Raw genomic sequence first — 22,351 nt, forward strand, 5'->3', positions numbered from 1 at the left:
TATCGCATAAATTAGGAGTTAAAAAGTTAGATTAGCACCGAAAATGAAAGATCTGGCTGTTGGATAACCTAAATAATCGCCTCCTTTTTGAAGACCACTTTCGCTGCTGGTTTCCGGATCATAACCTGTATAATCGGTAATAGTAAATAAATTACTACCGGTTACATATACGCGCAATCCTTTAATTTTTAGCTTATCCAATACGGACTGCCCGAAGTTATAAGAGAAGTTTACGTTACGTAAACGAAGGTAAGAGGCATTTTGTACCCATGCCGACGAAGGGTCCCGTTGCCAACCGGTAGGGTTGCGGGTAGCACGGAAGTGAATGCCATCGCCCGGTTCTTCCGGCGACCGCCAGCGATTAATCTGTTCGATCATACCATTCCGGTCGCCATGGTAAATCCCTACCATGCGTTTGAAAAAGCTAAATACTTCTGCACCATAAGACCCGGTAAACTGCACACTCAAGGAAAAGTTCTTGTACGAGAAGTTATTGGTAATCCCACCGGTAAAATCAGGCATATTGTTTCCTAAAATAGTTTTATCGTTTTGGTCCAACTTACCGTCCCCATTGATATCGGCATAACGACCATCACCTATTTTATCAGCGGCTAAATGAGGGTAGCGGTCCAGTTCTTCCTGCGACATGAAAACGCCTTCCTGTTTATAACCGTAAAAGCTTGCAATAGGCAAACCAATGGTAGTAATAAAGGCATTATTTGCATTTGGCGCACTTCCATAGATAGGTCGTTGATCGGGCCCTACTTCCAACACTTTGTTTTTATTGAAGGAAATATTAAAATTGGTACTCCATTGGAAGGTATTGATAAAGTTTCTGGTACTGACCGAAAACTCCATTCCGCGGTTCTGTACTTTACCGATATTCTGAAATTGAGACACATAACCGGTAATGGTTGGCACCGGTACATCCAGCAATAAATCAAGCGACTGACTATCGTAAAAATCGCCCTCTACTCGTACCCGATCATTGGCCAAGCCAAATTCAAAACCGAGATTATATTGTCGGGTTTTTTCCCAACCCAGATTTGCATTTGCCATCGACTCTGCATCCACATCCACGGTGTTTTGCAAGGTTCCTCCTGTTGGGTAATAACCGGGATTCAATAAGCCAATGGATGCATAGTCGCCTATCCGGTTATTTCCGGAAATACCAAATCCGGCTCTGATCTTCAAGTCGCTGATTTGATCGACATTTTTCATAAAGCCCTCTTCGGAAACTCTCCATCCTATCGAAACGGAAGGAAAGGTACCCCATTTCCGGTTCTGGCCAAAGCGCGACGAACCATCGCTACGGAAAGTGGCTGTAAAAAGATAGCGGTCATCATATGAATAGTTGACTCTACTTAAATAGGAGATCAGGGAGTAAGCGGATTCGGTACTCGATAGCGCGTACATATTGCCGGCGTTTAACGTTTCGATATCATCGTTCGCAAAACCTCTCGCTTCACCGTTCATGTAGTTTTCGGTGTGCTTTTGGGTGGTGTACCCAATTAAAGCCGAAAAACGATGCTTCTCCGCAAAGGTTTTGGTGTAATTCAATGTATTCTCAATCACCCAATCATAATCCGTGTAGCGCGTATCCACCCCTCTGGCTGGGCGAGGAGCCTTTGAGGCATCTAAATCTACTGTTGAAGGTTCAAATCGCTTCAAATGATCGTCCTCAATCCCACCGTTGATGCTTAAGCGGTATTGCAAGTCTTCAAATATCTGCCAATCGCCCGAAATTGTTCCCAACCAACCATAACGTCGTCTATTAATATTGACTAGCTCGGCCACACCGATTGGACTGGCTACATCACCAACCAGAATTTCAGGATTCCGGACCATTGACCCGTAGGTACCGTCGGCATTTTGTACAGGATAAATGGGTGGTAGTTGCAAGGCATACATAACGGCCGAATACTTACCCTGATCTTGCTCGCGACCGCGTGCGGAATAAGCCATTAGATTAGCACCTAAATTGATGGTTTTGCTGATCTTGGAATTAACGCTCGAGCGGAAATTGAAGCGGTCATAATTGGTGTTGATCACAATCCCGTCTTGTTTCATGTAACTTCCTGAAAAGTTATATTGGGTATTTTCAGAGCCGCCATTGACGGAAAGTTCATTTTGCTGCGTTAAGGCATTCCGATACAATAAATCCTGCCAATTATTGTCGGGCATGGTAGCAACCGATGCGGGATCTAAAAAGTTATAGAGGTAGCCTCCTGTGCCGTCGGGAATCATGTACTGACCGGTTGCTCCGGGATAAAGGCTTCGCCGTGAGTTAGGATCATTGATGCTGTGCGGCGACTGATTGGGATCATTTGGAATAACTGCAGCATCCAACCAAGCTTGATTGCGACCATCGACAAACCAATCGACATATTGATCGCGGTTCATCATTTTGATTTCTGTTCCGCGTTGTTGGAAACCTACAAATGAATTGACATTGATAACAGGGGGCCCCTTTTTGCCTTTTTTTGTCGAGATCACCACTACACCATTTGCCCCTCTCGAACCATAAATAGCGGTTGATGAGGCGTCTTTGAGTACTTGTATGCTTTCAATATCGGAAGGGTTGATAAGACGAAATGCATTTCCTTCCATGGGATACCCGTCTACTACGTATAGCGGATCATTTGATTGGGTGATAGAGCCGGTACCCCTTACCCGAATGGCCAAACCTTCCCCTCCGGGGGCACCATTAGTCTGCTGTACTTGAACGCCTGCCATTTGACCTGCTATGGCCTCCCCAAAGTTTTGAACCGGGCGATTTTGGATATTCTCTGCTGATACGGAAGCGACGGCTGTCGTGACGTCAGCACGTCTTTGGGTTCCGTAGCCAATAACCACAACTTCATCCAGCGCAGAGGATTCTTCGGTTAGGGTTACATTGATCAAGGTGTTCGTACCTACATTGATTTCCTGTAGTGCGTAACCTAAAATGCTAAATACTAAGGTTGCCTCTGCTCCTGGCACTTGCAAGGTATATAAACCTTCTGCATTGCTGGTGGTACCTGCCGAGGTCCCTTTTATTTTGACACTTACACCTGGTATGGGCAAACCCTGCGCGTCAATTATTTTTCCTTTCACTTCGCGCTGTTGCAACGGCGGAAGAGCTTCAGAGGAATCGTTCTTCTTTTTGATCAATACGTTATGTCCGCTAATTTTATAGGTGAAAGGCTGATTTTGAAGAACTTGATCCATAATCTCTTCTATTGTAGAACGCTGCGTGTTTACGCTTACCTTTAAACTGCTGATTTCTTTGCTGTTATAAACGAACACATAATCGCTCTGCTGTTTAATGGACCGAAAAATTTCTTCTAAGGTTGCATTTTGTTTATTAACAAAGATTTTTTGCGCGTATGTTGCTGCGTGTAGCTGCATCAAGGCTATGAGCAAAAAGAAAAATGTAAGATTTAATTGCATTATAATTTTCCTTTTAATATCAGTGGCTTGGTATTGAACTGGACTTGGGTTTCCAAAAAAATTTTTGGATAATGGCCTACCCCAGGCCATTGTCTTAGGTCTAATTTTCATTATTTTTGTAAAGCTTGAGTTAATAAAGGTTTTAACAAATTGGCGTTCCGGATTTATCCGGAAAGAGTTAACTCTAAGTATTCCGTTTCCTAATGGCGTTAGGAAACGGTTTTTTGTTAACGCTATGCTTACTTACGTGATTTTCGTTTTTGATTTTGTCATAATTTATTGATTAAAGTTTATTGGATAACGATGATTTTCTTGGTATTTCCTGTTGCTAAAATTTTATATTTTAAATCGAAATAACTTAAAATTTCCAAAGCTTCTAGCGCATTGGCTTTCCGGTGCACTTCTCCCCAAAGTTGAATATCAGGTACGGCCCCTTCAAATTCAATTGTTATATCATACCATCGCGCCATTTGCCGTAACGCTTCTTGAATACCGGAGCCTTGAAATTGAAAAAGCCCACTCTTCCATGCAATCGCATTTTCAGCATTGATCTGAGCTACCTTTAATTTTCCACTTCGTTTTAAGGCGGCTTGTTCTCCCGGTTTAAGGAGGATGGTTTGTTTAGTTTGAAATGCCGAGACTTTAACACTTCCTTCTAACAAGGTTGTTTTAACATCAGGTTCGTCCTCATAGCTATTGATATTGAAATGGGTTCCTAATACCAACAGTTCTTGCCGATCTGTCACCACTTTAAATGGTTGTTTTTCATTTTTGGCTACCTCGAAGTAGGCCTCGCCATTTAATATAACCTTCCGCTCATTTCCTGTAAATACGGTAGGATAGCGGAGGGACGAAGCAGCATTTAACCAAACCTTCGTGCCATCTGATAAAATGACCTGGTATTGCCCACCTTTTGGTGTACTCAATGTATTTGATTTCGACTCTCGGACACCCGGATTAATTTGGTAGGTAATTAAACCATCTTCATTCTTCGTAATTTTTATTCCTCCTTTGTCAAGTATTTTCTGGTCCGGCGCATTATCCAATGCTATTTGTGATCCGTCTGCTAATGTTAACAAGGCCTTATTGGTACCAGGTGCAAAATCGTTCGGATTGATCTTCGATTTATCAACAATTTGAACAAGTGGTTGGCTTGGGTCTTTTTCTTTGAAAAAATAAAAGCCAATGGAAACGAAAAGTAGAAATATCGCCGCAGCGACGATCCGGGGCCAAAGGGTAAAGCTTTTATTTTTCGATAAAGCAGGTATGCGCTGATAGACCTCTGCTAAATCTGCTTGTATCATTTCATCGGTTAAATCCGAAGAAGGAGGGTTAGCCAGGGCCTCATACAAGGATTCTATCCAAGCTTTTTCAGCGTCAGTGCAAAGACCTTTTTTATATTTATGAAGTAATTCTTTAATTCTTTCTTTCTCCATACGCTCGGATAATAAGGATCATTAAAAGTAAAGTACGACGAGGAGTTGCTTGGGGGTAGAAAAAAAAAATTTTAACTCAGAACAGCCAATAAAGAAGGAAAAGGATGGCGTATAAAAAAGCTTCTAATTTGCTTCTTAAGATCCGCAAAGCATTCTTGACTTGTGTTTTAACTGTTGCTTCAGACAGATGCAATTTGGCTGCAATTTCTTTGTGAGAAAGATGTGCTTTTCTACTGAGGTTAAACACCGCTTGCATTTTGGAGGGCAGCTTGCTGACTTCATCTTCCACTAGTTGGTTAAGTTGTTTCTCAAGAAGCGTATGATGGGCGTTATCTGACACTTCTTTGGCCAGTGCCTGAAGCCAGTCGAAGTAAACAGAAGTAATCTTCTTATGGGCTATCAATTTGATTGTTTGATTACGATTGGCAATGTACAGGTAAGCAGCAAGGTTATTAATCTGTAACCCCGTTCTTTTATTCCAAAGGGAGGTAAAAATATCCTGCACGATGTCTTTTGCATCTTCGCGGTTCCTCAATACATGATAAGCTTGCTTATATAAGCGCTCACCATAGCGCAGGTAAATTTCGGAAAAAGCAGCCGTGTCATTCGCTGCTAACAAATGAATTAATTCGTTATCCGTATATAACTTATAGGATGACATACGCTAGGTGACACTAATTGGATTGAGTAGTTTATCGGTTCGCCGTTACGAATCTACTAAATCATTTTAATATAAACGAAAAAAACGTATTTCACCTTGAATGTTAACGAATTGGCACATAGTAATAAGATCATTTTACCTTATTACTACGCACCTATAGCCGCATAAGTCTACGGGCTTCTGCTTGCTTAAAAGCATGTATAAGTTTACGGCGCCCTTATGATTTATCCCTGAGTTGAATCCACTGCTTTATGACTGCTTGCAGTTCTTTACTTTTGGCTTCTACTTCATCAAGGCTTTTGAACTTCGCATAGGCTTTACCTTTAGATGTCGGTTCTAGCACGCTGCCGGGGGTCAACCCTTCCGCTTGATGGAAGACCAGCGTTAGGGTATCCTTCACACGTAGACTAAAAGTGGCGATATCACCTTTGTAATAAAAGCTTGGGCCACCCCATTTAACGTCTTCTGTAATTTCAGGATGCACTTTCATAATTGTGTCACGTAGTGCCATCATTTCTTCCTTTAACGGATGTTCCAATTTTTCCAAAAATTCATCTACCTTTTTTGAGCTCATTTTTCAATTTTTATTAACATTCGCAATGACCGGACATACTAGCAGAAACTAGGGTTGTGTCTGTGTTTCACTGCAACATCAAGTGTTCGTCTAATTGCTACAACTACTTTTATTGCATAAAAATAGGGGTCCTTTTTCACAGCCAAAATGGGTGAATATGACATTGCGAGGGGTATATCGCGTCAAGCGATTTTGAAATAATTCTCATTTTAGCAGTTTTTATTCATCGATCTGATAAGACTGTTCCTTAGCAAACGCCTTTTGGACGGAAGTGCGCAGTACGTGTTTGAAAGTGAGGGTTTATGAGCTTATTATATTTTTATACTTTCCGTTGAAATGATAATTTTGGATAATGTAAACTGAACAGACAGCAAATAGCGGAGCTTGTTGTTATTATTGAGTAAAAATAAAGCCGCCGCCGATTTGTTGTGAAACTAAAAAATCATGCGTAAAATCATCACCATCACAGGAATATGTATTATAGGCTTTGTGACAGGAAAGGCTCAAAGCCACCTTGTGTCTACACAAGACACGATGGCCACTTATAGGAAAAGAATAGATGAATTAGACAAAGAGATTATTCACTTGTTAGGTGACCGAATGCAAGCTGCTAGAATTATTGGCGCCTACAAAATGAAGCATAACTTAGCCGTGGTTCAACCGGACCGATTTAAGAAGGTGTTACAGCAAGCCATTGCAGAAGGTGAAAAGGTAGGACTATCAGCTGATTTCATAAAGCGGCTTTACGAAGATGTGCACGCTGAAAGTGTGCGTCAAGAGAAGGAATTGGAGCAAAAAGACGGCGTACAAACAGCCTATTAAATAGGCTGGAATGTTGAATTTTTATTAGTTCATTTCAATAAACGCAGCGTAATTAGCGTTACTATTAGTCATGGATATCCCAATCTGAAAATAGCAGCGACAATTACTGTCGGCTTATTTCTTGGCTTCAACGGCTTCCAGTAAGGGTCGGGGATCAAAGACCACCTTAAATTTGGAGATACATTCGTTTTCTATGTGGTACCATCCTGCACTGAAGATTTCTTTTCCACCCATGTTAATACAGTAAAATACAGCGACATGATTTCCATTGGTCATCACCTCCTTAATATTGTATTTAAGCTTCATTTTCCTCATGTCGGCGATATAGCTATCGGAGCCATTGCGACTGCCTAATACGCCTTCGAAGGTCATATCTTTAGCCAACAATTCATGAGCGGCATCAAAATCTTCTCTATTGAGGCTTTCAATAAATTTAAGCACAATGTACTTAGCGGTTTTCATAATTGTTTTTTTTGTTAACCATTTATTCCGTCGTTTGTTTAAGGGGGCCGATGCAGTCAATAGCCGGTTGCCTTCCCAACAAACAACTATCTTACACTGAAACAATTAAGTATGATATTGGTTGTATTTTTTTACTTCATTAAAATGGAAGGTGTAAAAAATCTACATTTTTCAACCATGGCTTGTGATTATTAGGCTTGTATCTGATATTCGTATTATATGATACGCTTCAATAGACCATCGTTTAAGAAATAGTTAAGGATGAATACACCTAAGAAGACTTTTTACGAACAAGAAGTAGAACGAATAAGCAGAGAGCATGGCCTGCCACAACATTATTATGCATACGTAAGGCAATCTAAAGCCTTCATGGAGCGTCATTATGGCGACAAAATTGAATTAGACAAGATCGCATCCGCCGCGTTTATGTCTCGTTTTCACTATATTAGGGTATTTCAGCAAGTTTATGGATTGACCCCCCGACAATACCTCAGAGATTTACGCATCGCAAGAGCTAAAGAGCTACTCAAGAAAGGCCATTCCGTCACCTCAGTTTGTTTCAATGTGGGATATGAAAGTTTACCCACCTTCTCGAAGGTCTTCAAGAGAGGCACGGGCTATTCTCCCAAAGCCTATCAAGACCTGAATATTAGCAATCGGGAATAAATATATTGAACGAAAACTGCTGATCTTTGTACTAACAAACACTTCGGCAATGATTAAAATAAATGATTAAAATATATGTAACAAGCGTACCTGTACAAGATCAGGAAAAAGCATTTCAGTTCTACACAGAAAAGTTAGGGTTTATCAAAAAAACGGATGTGCCTGTCGGTGAATATAGATGGCTGACCTTAGTTTCGCCAAATGAACAGAACGGGGTGGAACTCCTCCTCGAACCTATGGCATTTACGCCAGCAAGAGAATATCAGAAGGCATTAAAAGAGGCGGGTATTCCGTGGACATCCTTTATGGTAGATGATCTAAAGAAAGAATATGAAAGGTTGAAAGCGCTCGGTGTCCAATTTATTATGGAACCTAAAGAAGTTGGACCAACCATGATAGCTGTATTGGATGACACTTGCGGAAACAATATTCAACTGGCCGAAATGCTATAACGAGCACAGGTTCAGAAGCGGGCGACCTATCCACCGCTCGTACGTTAGAAAATGTGATAGGTACGGAACTTGGTCTTCGAGATAATTCGTTGTTTATAATGTCCTATCAAATAGGTAACTTGGCATGACAATACACATGATATGTCAATAGAGAACGAAGGACCCGAGTTCTGGGAAAAAAGCTTTATCGAAAAACAGGAAATGTGGGGTTTTGAACCTGCTAATTCTGCAATTTTAACAAAAGATTTCTTTCTGAAAAATTCAATCAGCAACATCCTTATCCCCGGAATCGGATATGGCCGAAATGCGCAACTGTTTGTGGAAAACGGAATGCGGGTAACTGGCATTGAAATATCTAAAACGGCCATAGAAATAGCTAGAAAGCACTATGGAAAAGATATGACCATTTATCATGGCTCGGTTACCGATATGCCTTTTGATAATGCACAATTTGACGGGATATTCTGTTATGCTTTAATCCATTTATTGAGCAGTGATGAACGAGAGAAACTGATTCGCGACTGCTACAACCAGCTCGCGGAGGGTGGCTATATGGTTTTTTCCGCCATTTCAAAAGAAGCACCCACTTACGGACAAGGCAAACGGATTGGTAAAGATCGTTATGAAATGTTTGGTGGTGTTAATCTGTTTTTTTATGACTCCGAATCAATTGAAGCAGAATTTGACAACTTCGGCTTATTCGAGGTTACAAAAGTTACGGAAAACTATCCGTTTTTTCTGATTAAATGTAAAAAGGGTTAAACGGATAGATGTAAATCTCATTTTTGTAATTTTCACTATGGAAAAATCAGAAATACCTCGTTTAGAATTATCGGCATTCGCTCAAAACAGCTATCAGGTGCCTTTTTTAAATGTCCAGCATTATCCTATTGACGGAGATCACTTCGTCATAAAAAATCGAGACGATTATCCGGTAAATGATTATATCTCCCCTAACCGGCGACAATTCTATAAAATTTTTCACATGACGTCGGGCACGGGGATTCTTACAGTGGGATTGCATCAATATCATATGTCGGCCGGCGATATCGGTTTTCTACATCCTGATGAAATCATGTCCTGGCAAACTACTTCCAAAGAGACAGGTGGACATTTTTGTTTGATTAATCCAAAATACTTTGAACTTGATGCCGGCCATGTTCTTCAATTATTTAAACAGTTCCCTTATTTTAAGGCAAACAAAGCGGTGATACAATTAAATGAAAGCCAATCTTCAAAAATAAATCACTATTTCGAGTTAATGCTACAGGAAAATGAAGGGGATAATGAAGATAAAAAGCAAGCGATCCTATTACATTTACAAATGCTATTGTTGGAAGCGCAAAGAGTGGAAAAGATTCTTCCTAATGTGAATGTTTCTGAAGGATATAATTATCTCTATAGTTTTTTGAACTTATTGGAGTCTTCTTTTCAAGTCCGGGATCCGAATTCGGCTCTTCAAATTAAAACCGCAAGCGAGTTTGCAGACCAGTTGAACGTGCATCCCAATTATTTAAATAGGATAGTTAAAGAGCGGACAGGAAAAACACTCCGTGAGCACATTCAAGAACGCTTAATTTACGAAGCTAAATCTTTACTTTTTCAAACGGATTGGACGATAAGTACCATTGGCTATGCGCTGGGTTTTTCCGGTCCTGCTTCTTTTTCTTCGTTTTTTCAGAAAAAAGAACGTGTTTCTCCTTCTATCTATAGAAAAAGCGGCTTATTGCAACCAAATATTTGAAACTCGTAAATATCGGTATGTTTTGAACAAACCCTAACCGCGTTACTATAACTTACTTTGTACCATAACATTAAAACAAATATTATGGAAACAAAAAAAGTATGGTTAGTAACCGGAGCTTCAAAAGGTTTAGGATTAACATTGGTAAAAAAATTACTGGACGCCGGTTATAAAGTAGCGGCTACTTCAAGAGATATAAATGCGTTACGTTCGGAAGTAAGCCACTCAGGCTCTGAATTCCTTCCACTCCAAATGGACGTGGTGGATGAACAAAGTGTCGCCAAATCGATAAACAGGATCGTTGATACGTTCGGAATGATAGATGTCGTAGTAAATAATGCAGGGTACGGTCAGATAGGAACACTCGAAGAATTGAGCGACAAAGAAGCTCGTCAAAACTTTGACATAAATGTATTTGGTTCGCTAAATGTCATCCGCCATGTGATGCCTTACTTCCGTAAACAGCATGCGGGTACGATCTTCAACATTTCTTCTATTGCAGGTTTTCTAGGAACTTTTCCCGGTTGGGGTATTTATAATGCGACAAAATTTGCGGTTGCCGGCTTTACCGAGGCCTTATCGGCGGAGGCCAAATCGTTAGGGGTATCAGCAGTGGTAGTGTATCCCGGTTATTTCAAAACGAATTTCTTGTTAAAAGGTTCTATGCGTCTCGCCCAAAATCCGATTGCGGAATATAAAGAAGCTCGGGATTTAGAGGTTATACACGAAGAACAGGTAATAGGCAATCAGCCAGGCGATCCGGAAAAGGCCGCCGCGGTGTTTATCGAAGTCGCGGAAATGGAAACAAAACCCTTGCATCTATTCTTGGGTAGCGACTCGTATAAAATGGCCAGGGATAAAATGGCAACGATCGAAAACGAAATGACTACATATGAGAGTTTGGGTCTTTCGACCGATTTCGGCAACTAAGTACTTTTTAACAGATTCGCCATTCTGAGAGCACATTTTGTGTTCTCAGAATGGCGAATCTATTTTAATCGGACGTCCAAGTATACGGAGTGACGCCCGTATGTATTATAAAATGGTTTAAAAATTACGTCGTCAATGGTGAACTCTAACTGTTTTGGATCGCCTTTAATAGATTTGCTTATATCTTCAGCATCTAGGCTTACTGTACGCCAGTCTTTCCTTGCTTCAGGTTCTTGGGCCGCTAGTAAAATAGGACCATAAAATAGACTGGCTATATTCTGCTGATCCATAACGGGATCGAGGTGAAACTGAAAGGGCATTTGTAAATCAACAACATCGCCATCTTTCCAATTGCGACTTATTTTTAGATAAGAACCCGGCTTTGCCTCTAGTTTTTGATCTTTACCATTCACCCTTACAAAAAAACCTTTGGTAGCCCAACCCGGCACGCGGACATGCATATCAAACTTTCCACCTCCTTTAATCGTTAAACGGGTGTGATCTTCATTAGGAAAATCCGTTGTTTGTTGCACGGTTATCTTACGTTCCGCCCATTCCAAGGTAGAAGGTATAAATAGATTGACATAAAGTGCATCGTTGTCCTTACTTTTAAAATAAATAGAGTTTTGTAGTTTGGTACTACTTTCTATAGCGGTACCGTTGCAACAGGTAAAGCCTGTCATATGCGGATTACCAAATTGCTTAATAGAACCGGGCCTGAGCGGTACATGATAAGTGTTTGCCGGACTGTCTTCGGCTACTGACGCCAAAATATGATTATAGAGGCCGCGTTCGTAATAGTCCATTAGTTCAGGCCTTTGATCGAATAAGAACAAATCGCTGGTCAATTTAAGCATATTGTAGGTGGCACAGGTTTCGTTTTGACCCCCTGCAGAAAAGCCGTTTTCATATAACGTCGCGGGCTGACTGATAAAACATTCTGCATTGGCCGGATTACGTGCTCCGGCAACGCCTCCAATGCTATACATATAATCGTTCACAACTTTGTACCAAAAGTTGTCGGCGATACTGTAATATACCGGATTGTTGGAAACACGGTACATTTCGATGCTACCCACAATTTGAGGTATATGCTGATTGGCATGTAAACCACGGAAAGTATCTACGTTTTTAGCTAAACCATGCGAATGGCTAGCATCACCGTAGAACATTTTGATGTTATCGAACAACTGTGCAGTTTTAAGGTAATTCGGTTTATTCGTGATCCGATACAGGCGGGCCATCACCTCATTCATCCCACCGAATTCACCCGCAATATAGGTATTCCACATTTTTATAAGTGTCTCGGTAGGCAGTTTGCTCAAACGCGCATACACCCAATCACCCATACCGGTAGCTATTTCAAGCGCTTTTTTATTACCACTCACTTCATATACATCCATTAGCCCTGCCAAGATTTTATGTAGCGTATAATAAGGTGCCCAAACCTGATTCTTCTGTCCGCCATACTTAGCACCACGTTCTAACATGATAAATTGATCCGGTGGATAGGCGCTGATGAAGCCCTCCCCCCAGTTCCAGTAATCGGTACGGATACCCTCATCACTAAAATCTGAGTCATACTCCGTTTTCCCGGGGCCATAAGGCACAGCCGTCGGATCAGATACATGGATACCGCCAGCTTCTTTAGGCTTTCCGGATAATTGCGATAGTTCATAAAGGGTATTAACCATATATTCCATTTTCTCCGCAAATTTGGCCTGAAGTGCTTTATCATATCCGGTGCCGGCATAGGCTTGTGCAATTGCGGTAAGGTAATGACCCGTTGCATGCCCCCGTAATTTCGTTTCCTGGCTGTCCCACACACCTAAAGGTCGCGCTCCTTCCGGCTGCTTCTGACCAAAAGCATGGCGAAACATATAAAGAAAAGAATTAGGATCGGTTGCAGCTAATGTATTGATAAACTTATCCCGATTTTCAATAAATTTAGTTTTGTGGCCACGCGCGTCGGCCTCCAAAGAAACCTGGTCCAAATTAAAGGTTGCGAGTTTTGAACTAGGGGTAGCGCCCGATTTAGCATCTATTACGGTGACGAAAGCCTTGGGTTGTAGATCTGTACCTGGAACGCGCCCGGTAATGGTATAACGTCCCGCTTGAAGAACGGCAGTATTGTCGGTTGGAGCAGGCCAAAGAACCCGCACTTTTGGCCCATTTATCCCTTGCCGATAAGTTCCCTCTATATGACTTGGTAAACGCGGCAAATTTCCTATGCTTGTTTTCACTTCTACATCGGGTACCTTTATTAAGTAGGCATTATAAAGCTTCGACTCGCTTGGAGAAAACTGGTGAAGATTATCTTCTGGCTTCCCGACATTAACCGCAGCTTCCTGACCACCTCTCAGGGCATTGTAGTAAATGCCAGTAACTTGTCTTCTCGTTAGGGGAACGCGATAAATACGAAAATCATGTATCAGGGCATTCAACGAGGGGTTCTCAGGCAATAGCGATTTACCGATATATAGTTGCCTTTTTGCCCCCTGTTCACCGAAGACCGCTGTTAACTCCGACGGTATATCTTTTGTTTCTCCTACTGGTCGGCTATCAACATAGGTTATCATTGCTTTTGAAGGAATATCGATCACGATAGCAAGGTGTACCCATTTATTCAATGGTATAGCTGGAGAAACCGCACCCTTCTGATGATCACCTTTTGTTGTTATCAATGCCTGGCAACCTTCTTGGGTATTTGTCCCTACGGGAGCTACAAAAAAATGCCTGGTGGCATCTTGTCCGAAATCAAAAAAATGTTGACCCCGTTTATCTGAACGCAAGTATATCCATCCCGATATACTGAGCGACTCTAAATCTGTTAAAGCATCTCCTTGGAGCATCACAAAATCATTAGCTGCTCCGGAGAGCGACAAAACCTTCCCGAACCGCTCATCATTAGTAAACTTGATTTCAGGGCCTTGAAATTTCCCGTGCAAATTATTTCTAGACCAGTCTTTGGTATCTCCATCAAATACGTAACGCGCAATCATTCCGGTTTCACCGATACCGTCGAGTATTTGGTCTCCATTTTGTGCTCGAGCGATGTTAACGCCTTCGGCTAAAACAATCAAAAATAGGATAACACGCAAGATTACTTTGTACATTTTCGTTGCCATAAATTGTTTAAAATCTTTTTTGCTCTTACAAAATTCCACTTTCAGAAGTAGCGTTTTTCTAGTACTATATTGGAATGCATCCGTCTAAATCCCTACAAAAAGATTTAAAGACCAATATATTGAAAATAGATAATTTATAGTTTGATAGTTTTTCGTAAAATTATGAAGGTTCGCACTGTTTCGTTACGCCTATTTTAGCAAATGATCACAGGATATTATCAGGTATGACCCCTGGAAAAGAAGAAGGAAAGAAAAAAAGATTGAACAAAAGGATCTGCTCTCTTATAAAGAAGCTTTACTTCTGAAATGAGGCAACTAGCAGTTGAACCCCAAAATTCTAAACTGCTAGTAATGGTGTATTAGATTGTAACCTAGTACCACCTATTGCCTCGCTTATGGCACTCGGGTTTGATTATAGTTTTTAAGCTTCAGGGTTCACTACAAATAGATCCGCCCGTATTATTAGTCATGGTATTTCCCCATTGCCCAAAATTGGTAACCAGTTGTGGATGGCGCATACTAATGGCGCAACCTTGATTGTTGGTAATGATATTATTATATACCTGACAACCATCGTCCGGTTGATTTAAGTTATTCTGAAACCGTACCGCATGCCCATTGGTTTGGTCGATTGTACAATTGAAAATATTAGCACCGTTAGCTGCGTCAATACCGATAGCTCCGACACCCCGTTTATGCGTATTGTTTTTGTAAATCCAAACATTTTCCACAAAACAATTATGAGATCCGCCATCGATCGTGATACCCTCTCCCCCATTTTCGTAAGTTTGACAATTTTTAATACGGTTATCTGAACTGCCCCACTGGGAAATGCCTACTACATAGTTATAGTAAGTTTTCACCCCTTCGATCCAGATTCGATTGGCATTGTGGATCAAAATACCTGAATGCCCGCTGTTGCGGAAGTGACTGTTATAAATTTTCGTGTCATTTCCGAAAACGCGTATGTTAGGCTCGGGAAGCATACCACCATCGACATAAATCCAATCGATAAGCGTATTGACAATATTAACATCTACATCAAGTACCGAAACGCCCTGCCCGGACGCCGTAGCCGCCTTACGCATATAATTTGTAGGATCGGTTCCATTATGTTCTCCGCGAATGGTTAACCCGCTCTTATTAATATGTACGGTGCCGCTGAAATAATGGTTTCCCGCACGAATAATAATGATATCTCCGGCGACAGATTGATCGATCAGCGCCTGTAAAGCGCTTGTTTCATCCGGACCATTCTGGGCGGGTAAGTATCGTATCGTTGCAGCTTGGTTTAACGCCGATTCCTGAGCAGTTATTCCGTTAGCAATAACATTCGGACGCTCTTTTAACATATCTGATTTTCCACAGGAAGCGAATACAAAAATCAGCAATGCCACTTTTGACAAGTAAGACTTCATCATAATATTGGTTTTTATGTGGTTATTAAATAATTGACTCAAATCTACAAGCGTAATTAATTAATATGTTTCTTAATTTGCTTCAAAATTTCATCAATTTATCTCATTTACAGCCACTTCAGATGTGCTGTAAATAATGATTCTAAAGATTTCATTGCTTAAAAAAAAGGCCATTTCTTTCGAAAGAAATGGCCTTTAGCGTACTTTCACCCTTTTGTATTATCGTTTCTCTGCCCCTTGTAGAGACGAATCTACTCTCAATTTATCGGCTAAAAGTTTCATATAAAAACCGCCTACCACACTCCGGGCTTTGAAATTTTCGCGGATACCGGTATTTGTATCATAAAAATCGTTCAATGGAACACGCGATTCGGTCTCGATTGCATGGGTGTAAACGGGTTTTACTAGCGCTTCAAATGCTTCCCGAGTAGGCGCAAAGGTTGCAGTCCATAAAATCCAGTCGTTTTTAGTATAGGCCTTTCTACTGTCTAAGGGTATACCGAATTTGTTTTGCTTGGTAAGGTAATATCTGATTTCAGTATCGTATACTTTCTGCGGAAATAGGTTCAAATCTAACACCTTATCCCAAACCAAGTTATATTTCTGGCTCCACGTAGCTTTATTGTCGAAAGTCAGTGCGTAATGATCGCCGGCATCAGCCATCTCAATCCATTTAGGCACCATAGATTCCGCAATTGCTCGATATTTTTTAGCGGTTGCTGTTTCACCCAATGCTTCTGCTATTTGTGCGTAGCAGGCAATACCCACTATGGCTTTGACCGACAAGTTAGCATTACGTGCTAAATGACCGGCAAAATCATCGGTACATAACTGGGTTTTAGGATCGAGGCCTTCTTTTACCAGGTAATCAACCCAGGTCGTAAGGCTTTTCCAATGCTTCTTGGCGTAATTGCCATTGTTTTGCACTTTGGTAATTGCCGCTGTTAAAATAATCATGTTTCCCGACTCTTCTACCGGCATGGGTTCTCCATAAGTTTGGCCGTTGGCCAATGGATAGGTCCCTAAATCATGCGCGGCCCAGGGATGCGGATATTTACCACTTTCGCTGAAATAAAAAATACCGCTTAACATTCCTTGTAATAACGCAGGATTATAAATCAAATATAGCGGTGCTGAGGGATAGGTCACATCGACGGTGTTAATGAAACCGCCGCTGTTGTTCTCTTTAGACAGCCATAATAACTCGCCCTGAGGGCTCTTGACCAGTGTATGTGCGGCAATACTTTGACGGTAGGCAAGCACACAAAGATGCGCATAATCTTTACCTCCCGCCTTCAGCGCGTCGGCATAAACCTGTTGGTCAAATGCCGCACATTTTTTCATCACAGATTGGTAATCGTTCGCCGCATTATTCAACTGCTTTTCGATGCTTTCTTTCCCGCTGTTGTTCCACCATGGCCGAAGGTTATTTTGAAAATACTGAATAGCATAAATCTCATCATAGCCTACTTCTATAAATCGCTGTACTTCCGCTTTACCTACCGTACCAAAAGATATTACTGTATTTAGTGATAGCAATTTCCCTTTTGACGCGGTGGACACTACAGAACCTTTTTTGAAGGCATCTACGGCAACTGTCGCAGGCGTTATAAATTGCGCTACGCCTTTCGCTTTCGGCGTCGCAACGTAGAAATATCCCCAATCAATACGCATATCGTCCGCCGCTTTTTGCAGAACGGCTTGCTCAACGGTCCCTGTCTTGAGCACTGATAATTGATCAGCTGTATACTTTTCAGCAACTACTTCCTGCGACGATCGATATACCGCAATATTGGACGATGCACCAAGAAAAAGCCTTACCGCGTGTTTTTTCCCATCGTTGGCGCTTACACCATAAGTGATGTAAGATACAGGGCGCGATAACAAACTCAGGTCATTCATGAGTAGTGGTGAGGTAAAGGTCAGGTTCAGATTTACCTTCCCTGCTTCAAACGTATATATGGTTTGCGTTGCGGTAACTTCCACATCTTTTTGTATGGCCGTTTGAATCTTAGTGGTTTCCTTCCGCTTATCTACTAGTCCGAAATCTAAGAATCGACCGCCTGCAGTATTTGTCAAGTGGATAGCTAGGAGGTTTTCTCCGGTTTTTAGATCGGCTTTACTGATCGGTAAATAGTGGAAGTTATTGGTCCATCCGGTTTTTTCATATACCTTTTTACCGTTCAGATATACCTCAATATTGTCATCGTGGTTCAATTTCAATAAGAGCTCGTCAATAGTTTCGGGCTTGCTTACATTGAACGTACGTCTAACCCAGATATCGCGAGATTTCCATAGGGTTTTTACACTTTTTTCGTCATCACCAATAGGAGCAGCGCCCGAATTCCAGTCGCTTGCAGCATAGTCGGAAGTTGTCCACGCTCCTGTCGGCTCCTTTTCTGTATACTGCACGGTATAGGCTTCTTCGTCAGAGGTATTGAGTACCGTTTTATAATTGGGTTCTTCTTTCCCCATAAAACGATAAATATTGCCGTCCACGTCGATCAATCCTAAAAGCGAATGATCAGCATCTGTCCAATGCTTGGTGGTAGATGCGTTCAACTGATCGGTAGTTGACCAGATACTAAAATTAGGATTGTGCGTAATCAGCGGATAAGCAGGGGCTTTTCTATGTTGTGCCTGGACCTGGCCTATGGTAATTAAACAAGCCAATAAGCTCCAAGCCTTCAATTTTTTTAATTTGTTCATCTCGATTATCGGGTATTGAGCGTTTTAATTGTATGATGCCTGTAAAATTACTACATAATGCTAACCCGATTTAGCAAAGTCGTTTCAAGATTTAGCTGATTTGTCTCATAACTGCTTATTTATTTCAAAACGAGGGATTCGTTACAGCAAGCCGGTAAGGTATTTATGTTAGCGAAAAGTTTAAGGAGTGAGTAAGCACTTGGCACCGAAGGAGGCGCCGCAAATTGCGGTGCCTCCTTCGGTGCCAAGGTTTTTAAAATTTATACATAATTCCTAAACGCATATTTCGTCTCGCTTCCACGATATAAGAGTAATAATCTACACCTCCTTGAGCCTGAGCCTCTGCATTTGCTTTGTTAAAGGACCCTGCTGTTAACAAAGATCTGTTGTCCAATAAATTATTGATGAGGAAAGAGATCATATATCTTTTCTTTTGATAGGATAATCCTCCGTCCGTTCTTACATAATTTTTGAAGTTAGCTTCCTTTGTAGTTCCAATTGCACGGTCAAACATAGTCTGTACACTCCCCATTAAACCAAATCCTTTTAGCACGCCTTTTTGTATACGGTAGCTGAGCCACGCATTTGCTGTATGTTTAGCAGTATTAGGTGTTATATTTCCGATGACGGATTCGTCGGTTGATTTAGTGATCTTTGAATCTGTCAATGCATAATTCACATTAACATTTAAACCGCGGACCACTTCGCCGGAAATATCCATCTCTATTCCTTGTGTTTTTGCTTCTCCTTCTTGTTTTTGGAAGAATTGCGCGCTACCACCGGGCATAGGATGGTCGTAGTCGGTGACAAGTTGGTTTTGTCTTTTAATGGTATATGCACTGAGGGTAGAAATCCATCTACCGCCAAACCATTCTCTTTTTAGCCCTAATTCGATGTTGTTACCACGAATCGGTTTGAAGGCATTACCTTCCCAATCTGTTCCCGAAACGGGAACAAAAGATTGATCAAATAAAGAATAAACGCTTGTTGCTCTATCGATGGAATAACTTAACCCCACCCGTGGACTCAAGACGTTGTCCTTAATATCCGCCGCTCCTGTTCTGCCAACCGTTTCGGCGTTCGTAAATCTTAAGCCTAGCGAAAGACGAAGCTGATCTTCTAAGAAAGCCAATTCGTCATGTGCATAGAAGGACATATACGAAACCGATGAAACATAATTGCTACCACCGGCTCTCACTTTGGTACTTTGTGATCGGTCGATCACCGGAAATGCCGATCCCGAAATGCCATACTGGGGGTTGTACACATTGAGTTCTATGGGTAGCGATTTTAAGATTTCTCTGAAATCACCCCAGAATTTTTTGTTGCCAAAATCACCTCCGACTAATATCCGATGTCTGATGCCTCCCGTTCTTTCTTCCCCATTAAAAGAAAATTGTGCAAATCTGTTTTCTCCCGTTTCATCAGCGATACTCCAGTTACGAGGCATATCTCCATTTTCTTTCATATAAGTTAGCCAAGTGCTGTTAGCAGTCATATTAAAATTGAAATATGCTAATTGTGCATGCAGCTTCCATTTGGAGTTTAAACTATGATCTAAATAGAGATAGGCGCTATGGTCTCTTAATTTGCCTGGTTCAAAGGAAGGGTCGCCATAAAAAAAGTCGTTATCGATGTCAGGGTCTGCAAATTGCTTAGGAGAAAAAGTATAGTTTCCGTTCGTCAGATATTTTGATCCTTGATAAGTATATTCAATGGTGATGGAAGTAGCGGTGTCTACTTTGTAGGTTAAGACAGGGGCTACCACAACTCTATTATTATAATTGTATTTTGTAAAGTAATCTTTTTGTTGAGCGGCTACATTTAACCTATAGAGTAATTTTCCGTTTTGGCTTAACTTGCCATCAAAATCCAAGGCACCGCGATAGGTGCTAAAACTTCCCATGCTAAACGTTGCTGACCCTTTTTGCCGGCCCGAAGGTTTTTTGGTTACCACATTATAAAACCCACCGGGTTCGCCGCTAGCGAGCATAAAACCTGCCGGTCCTTTGACAAACTCTATGCGCTCTATCATGGATGCGTCTTCTGCCGTAGGCCCCCAAGATGCTTCAATGTTCATTCCATTTCGAAAGGCTGGGATCTTTGACCCTCTCATACGTATATTCGCGTATTGATTATCCCAATGTCCCTGACGTGTTGCACCACTAATATTGCGGGTGATGCCATCTACGATATCAAATACCTGCTGATCAGCCATAATATCGGATGAAATAACCTGGATATTTTGTGGTAATTCTAAAATAGAAGTCTTTAATCGTAAAGAACCAGATAGGCTATCTAACTTATAATTTTGATAGTATTTCCCGTATACAGCAACTTCATCAATTGCTATTTCATTAGATTGCAAAATAGTTGGTTGCAAAACCAAATTTTGATGCTCAACTTTAATATCCAATGTGGTTTTTTGTAAACCTAATGCAGAGATCTCTATTCTATAATGTCCGGTTTTAACGGCATTGAATACAAATGTACCCTCGCTATTGGAGGGTGTTTTTCCCTTGACTGTTTTGCCTTCCAAAATAGTAATAGAAGCACCTGGAATAGGGAGATTATCTGGTGAAAATACCGATCCTTCAACAGAAAATGTTTGCTGAGCGCAAAGAGTGGTCGCAGTAATGAACAGGCCGACTAAAACGAATAAAGTTTTCTTCATATCAATTTGGCAAGATAAATCAGTTGAAATAATATATTATTTAGACTGATTAAAAATATGCGCAAATATAGAGCGAATACTTTTAAATGCAAATTTTTATCGGAAAACGAGATTACTTTGTACGGGATAAACAGCTTCTCAGCAATTTTTTCTTTTTTTAAAAGCAAAAAATATAGATCTTTAACCTAAAATGTGATGATACCTTTTAACGAAATTTTATTTTTTGCATTAGCCGCGCTCATATTGGTCGTTAGTCCAGGGCCAAACATGATTTACTTAATTTCAAGAACGCTAACACAAGGACGAAAAGCTGGATTAATATCTCTTGTAGGTGTAATTTGCGGTTTTCTGTTTCACATTATAATGGTTTCATATGGGCTGACAGCAATCCTTTTTGCCGTGCCGTTTGCTTATACAATCTTAAAGACATTAGGCGTTATATATCTTTTATATCTAGCGTTTCAAGCGATTAAGCCAAATAGCAAGAATATATTTGAAACAAGTTCGCACCTCCCTTTAGATAAACCCGGGAAATTATTTGCGGTTGGCTTTCTAACGAATGTACTTAATCCTAAAGTGGCAGTATTCTATTTATCGTTTTTTCCACAGTTTATAAAACCTGTATACGGCTCTGTCCTCGCACAAAGCCTGCAGCTAGGATTTACACAGATTATAGTAAGTTTTGGTATTAATTTTATTATTGTTCTATCCGCTGCAAAGGTAGCCGCTTTTTTTTCCGGAAAACCTACTTGGTTGAAAATTCAAAAGTGGTTTATGGCGAGTGTACTTACCGGTTTGGCTATAAAAATGGCTTTTTCAAAAGCAAAATAATATACGTTTAGCGAATTCGCTAAGCATTTATTCGTCTATAGGTCCTTATTACATTCCATACAAGAGGCATAAAGCCGCTCGCAACTTTAACGACTTTGTACTAAAGCAGCGTGTTTTACTAAATGATGATATCCGCAATAATCGTCTCGATATTAAAAGCCGATAGCTTTATGTGCATTCGGAAGCTAACTTGTGTCCAAGCAGCCATCGATCAATTATAGTAATCCATCATTTGGCAATCCTTACCCTAACGGCATAAACCGCCCACTAAACTGTCGCATCACCCCCTCTTTAAGATGGAATTTTGTTATGACATTTGTTAAAGGCAAAATTGATCAATTAGTTACGCCAAGGTGGAGCAGCAACCACCTAAAAAACGGGCGATCCGAAAAGCCAAACGAGTAGGAATAAC

The 22,351-nt window shown here is 40.9% G+C and carries 16 protein-coding genes; 7 read left to right on the forward strand and 9 right to left on the reverse strand.

All coding sequences use genetic code 11. The features are described 5' to 3' along the window. Positions 1–18: 18 nt before the first annotated feature. The 4 genes from FKG96_RS01575 to FKG96_RS01590 form a co-directional block, all read right to left on the reverse strand. Complete coding sequence (locus FKG96_RS01575) at positions 19–3,432, reverse strand: TonB-dependent receptor (protein ID WP_149105079.1); 3,414 nt, start codon at positions 3,430–3,432, stop codon at positions 19–21. 290 nt (positions 3,433–3,722) lie between these two features. Then, on the reverse strand, positions 3,723–4,868 hold the full coding sequence (locus FKG96_RS01580) for a FecR family protein (RefSeq protein ID WP_130854897.1): 1,146 nt from the start codon (positions 4,866–4,868) through the stop codon (positions 3,723–3,725). A 76-nt stretch (positions 4,869–4,944) separates the two neighbouring features. Then, positions 4,945–5,529 (reverse strand): RNA polymerase sigma factor, encoded by a 585-nt coding sequence (locus FKG96_RS01585; protein ID WP_130854896.1) that lies wholly within the window; start codon positions 5,527–5,529, stop codon positions 4,945–4,947. A gap of 217 nt (positions 5,530–5,746) precedes the next feature. Next, the gene (locus FKG96_RS01590) at positions 5,747–6,103 is read right to left on the reverse strand and encodes a DUF1801 domain-containing protein (RefSeq protein ID WP_149105080.1); all 357 of its coding nucleotides are present in this window, start codon (positions 6,101–6,103) and stop codon (positions 5,747–5,749) included. A gap of 444 nt (positions 6,104–6,547) precedes the next feature. On the opposite strand from FKG96_RS01590, the gene FKG96_RS01595 reads away from it, so the two are divergent. Further along, positions 6,548–6,925: a chorismate mutase gene (locus FKG96_RS01595; protein WP_149105081.1), complete on the forward strand. Its 378-nt coding sequence runs from the start codon at positions 6,548–6,550 to the stop codon at positions 6,923–6,925. Positions 6,926–7,039: 114 nt separating this feature from the next. Here FKG96_RS01595 and FKG96_RS01600 read toward each other — a convergent pair whose 3' ends face one another. Then, the gene (locus FKG96_RS01600; protein ID WP_013664217.1) at positions 7,040–7,387 is read right to left on the reverse strand and encodes a nuclear transport factor 2 family protein; all 348 of its coding nucleotides are present in this window, start codon (positions 7,385–7,387) and stop codon (positions 7,040–7,042) included. 261 nt (positions 7,388–7,648) lie between these two features. Between FKG96_RS01600 and FKG96_RS01605 the strand changes: the two genes are divergently transcribed. The 5 genes from FKG96_RS01605 to FKG96_RS01625 all read left to right on the forward strand — a co-directional run bounded on the left by FKG96_RS01605 (position 7,649) and on the right by FKG96_RS01625 (position 11,179). Then, entirely contained in the window at positions 7,649–8,053 is a 405-nt protein-coding gene (locus FKG96_RS01605; RefSeq protein WP_013664218.1) for a helix-turn-helix domain-containing protein, read from the forward strand. 62 nt (positions 8,054–8,115) lie between these two features. Continuing rightward, complete coding sequence (locus FKG96_RS01610) at positions 8,116–8,505, forward strand: VOC family protein (RefSeq protein ID WP_013664219.1); 390 nt, start codon at positions 8,116–8,118, stop codon at positions 8,503–8,505. Between the two features lie 141 nt (positions 8,506–8,646). Then, positions 8,647–9,267: a bifunctional 2-polyprenyl-6-hydroxyphenol methylase/3-demethylubiquinol 3-O-methyltransferase UbiG gene (locus FKG96_RS01615; protein WP_149105082.1), complete on the forward strand. Its 621-nt coding sequence runs from the start codon at positions 8,647–8,649 to the stop codon at positions 9,265–9,267. Positions 9,268–9,304: 37 nt separating this feature from the next. After that, positions 9,305–10,249 (forward strand): AraC family transcriptional regulator, encoded by a 945-nt coding sequence (locus FKG96_RS01620; protein WP_149105083.1) that lies wholly within the window; start codon positions 9,305–9,307, stop codon positions 10,247–10,249. 84 nt (positions 10,250–10,333) lie between these two features. Further along, positions 10,334–11,179 carry an SDR family oxidoreductase gene (locus FKG96_RS01625; RefSeq protein ID WP_130854891.1) on the forward strand — a complete coding sequence of 282 codons (846 nt, stop codon included), beginning with the start codon at positions 10,334–10,336 and terminating at the stop codon, positions 11,177–11,179. Between the two features lie 59 nt (positions 11,180–11,238). On the opposite strand, the gene FKG96_RS01630 is transcribed toward FKG96_RS01625, so the two are convergent. From FKG96_RS01630 to FKG96_RS01645, 4 genes are all read right to left on the reverse strand, one after another. Beyond that, entirely contained in the window at positions 11,239–14,307 is a 3,069-nt protein-coding gene (locus tag FKG96_RS01630; protein ID WP_149105084.1) for a beta-L-arabinofuranosidase domain-containing protein, read from the reverse strand. A gap of 428 nt (positions 14,308–14,735) precedes the next feature. After that, positions 14,736–15,728, reverse strand: a complete 993-nt coding sequence (locus FKG96_RS01635) for a right-handed parallel beta-helix repeat-containing protein (protein ID WP_149105085.1) — start codon at positions 15,726–15,728, stop codon at positions 14,736–14,738. 216 nt (positions 15,729–15,944) lie between these two features. Continuing rightward, positions 15,945–18,434 (reverse strand): glutaminase family protein, encoded by a 2,490-nt coding sequence (locus FKG96_RS01640; protein ID WP_149105086.1) that lies wholly within the window; start codon positions 18,432–18,434, stop codon positions 15,945–15,947. Positions 18,435–18,687: 253 nt separating this feature from the next. Further along, on the reverse strand, positions 18,688–21,108 hold the full coding sequence (locus FKG96_RS01645) for a TonB-dependent receptor (protein WP_013664226.1): 2,421 nt from the start codon (positions 21,106–21,108) through the stop codon (positions 18,688–18,690). 195 nt (positions 21,109–21,303) lie between these two features. On the opposite strand from FKG96_RS01645, the gene FKG96_RS01650 reads away from it, so the two are divergent. Next, complete coding sequence (locus FKG96_RS01650; protein ID WP_130854887.1) at positions 21,304–21,939, forward strand: LysE family translocator; 636 nt, start codon at positions 21,304–21,306, stop codon at positions 21,937–21,939. Positions 21,940–22,351: the final 412 nt, after the last annotated feature.

The sequence above is a fragment of the Olivibacter sp. LS-1 genome (assembly GCF_008245145.1).
Taxonomy (GTDB): Bacteria; Bacteroidota; Bacteroidia; order Sphingobacteriales; family Sphingobacteriaceae; genus Olivibacter; species Olivibacter oleidegradans.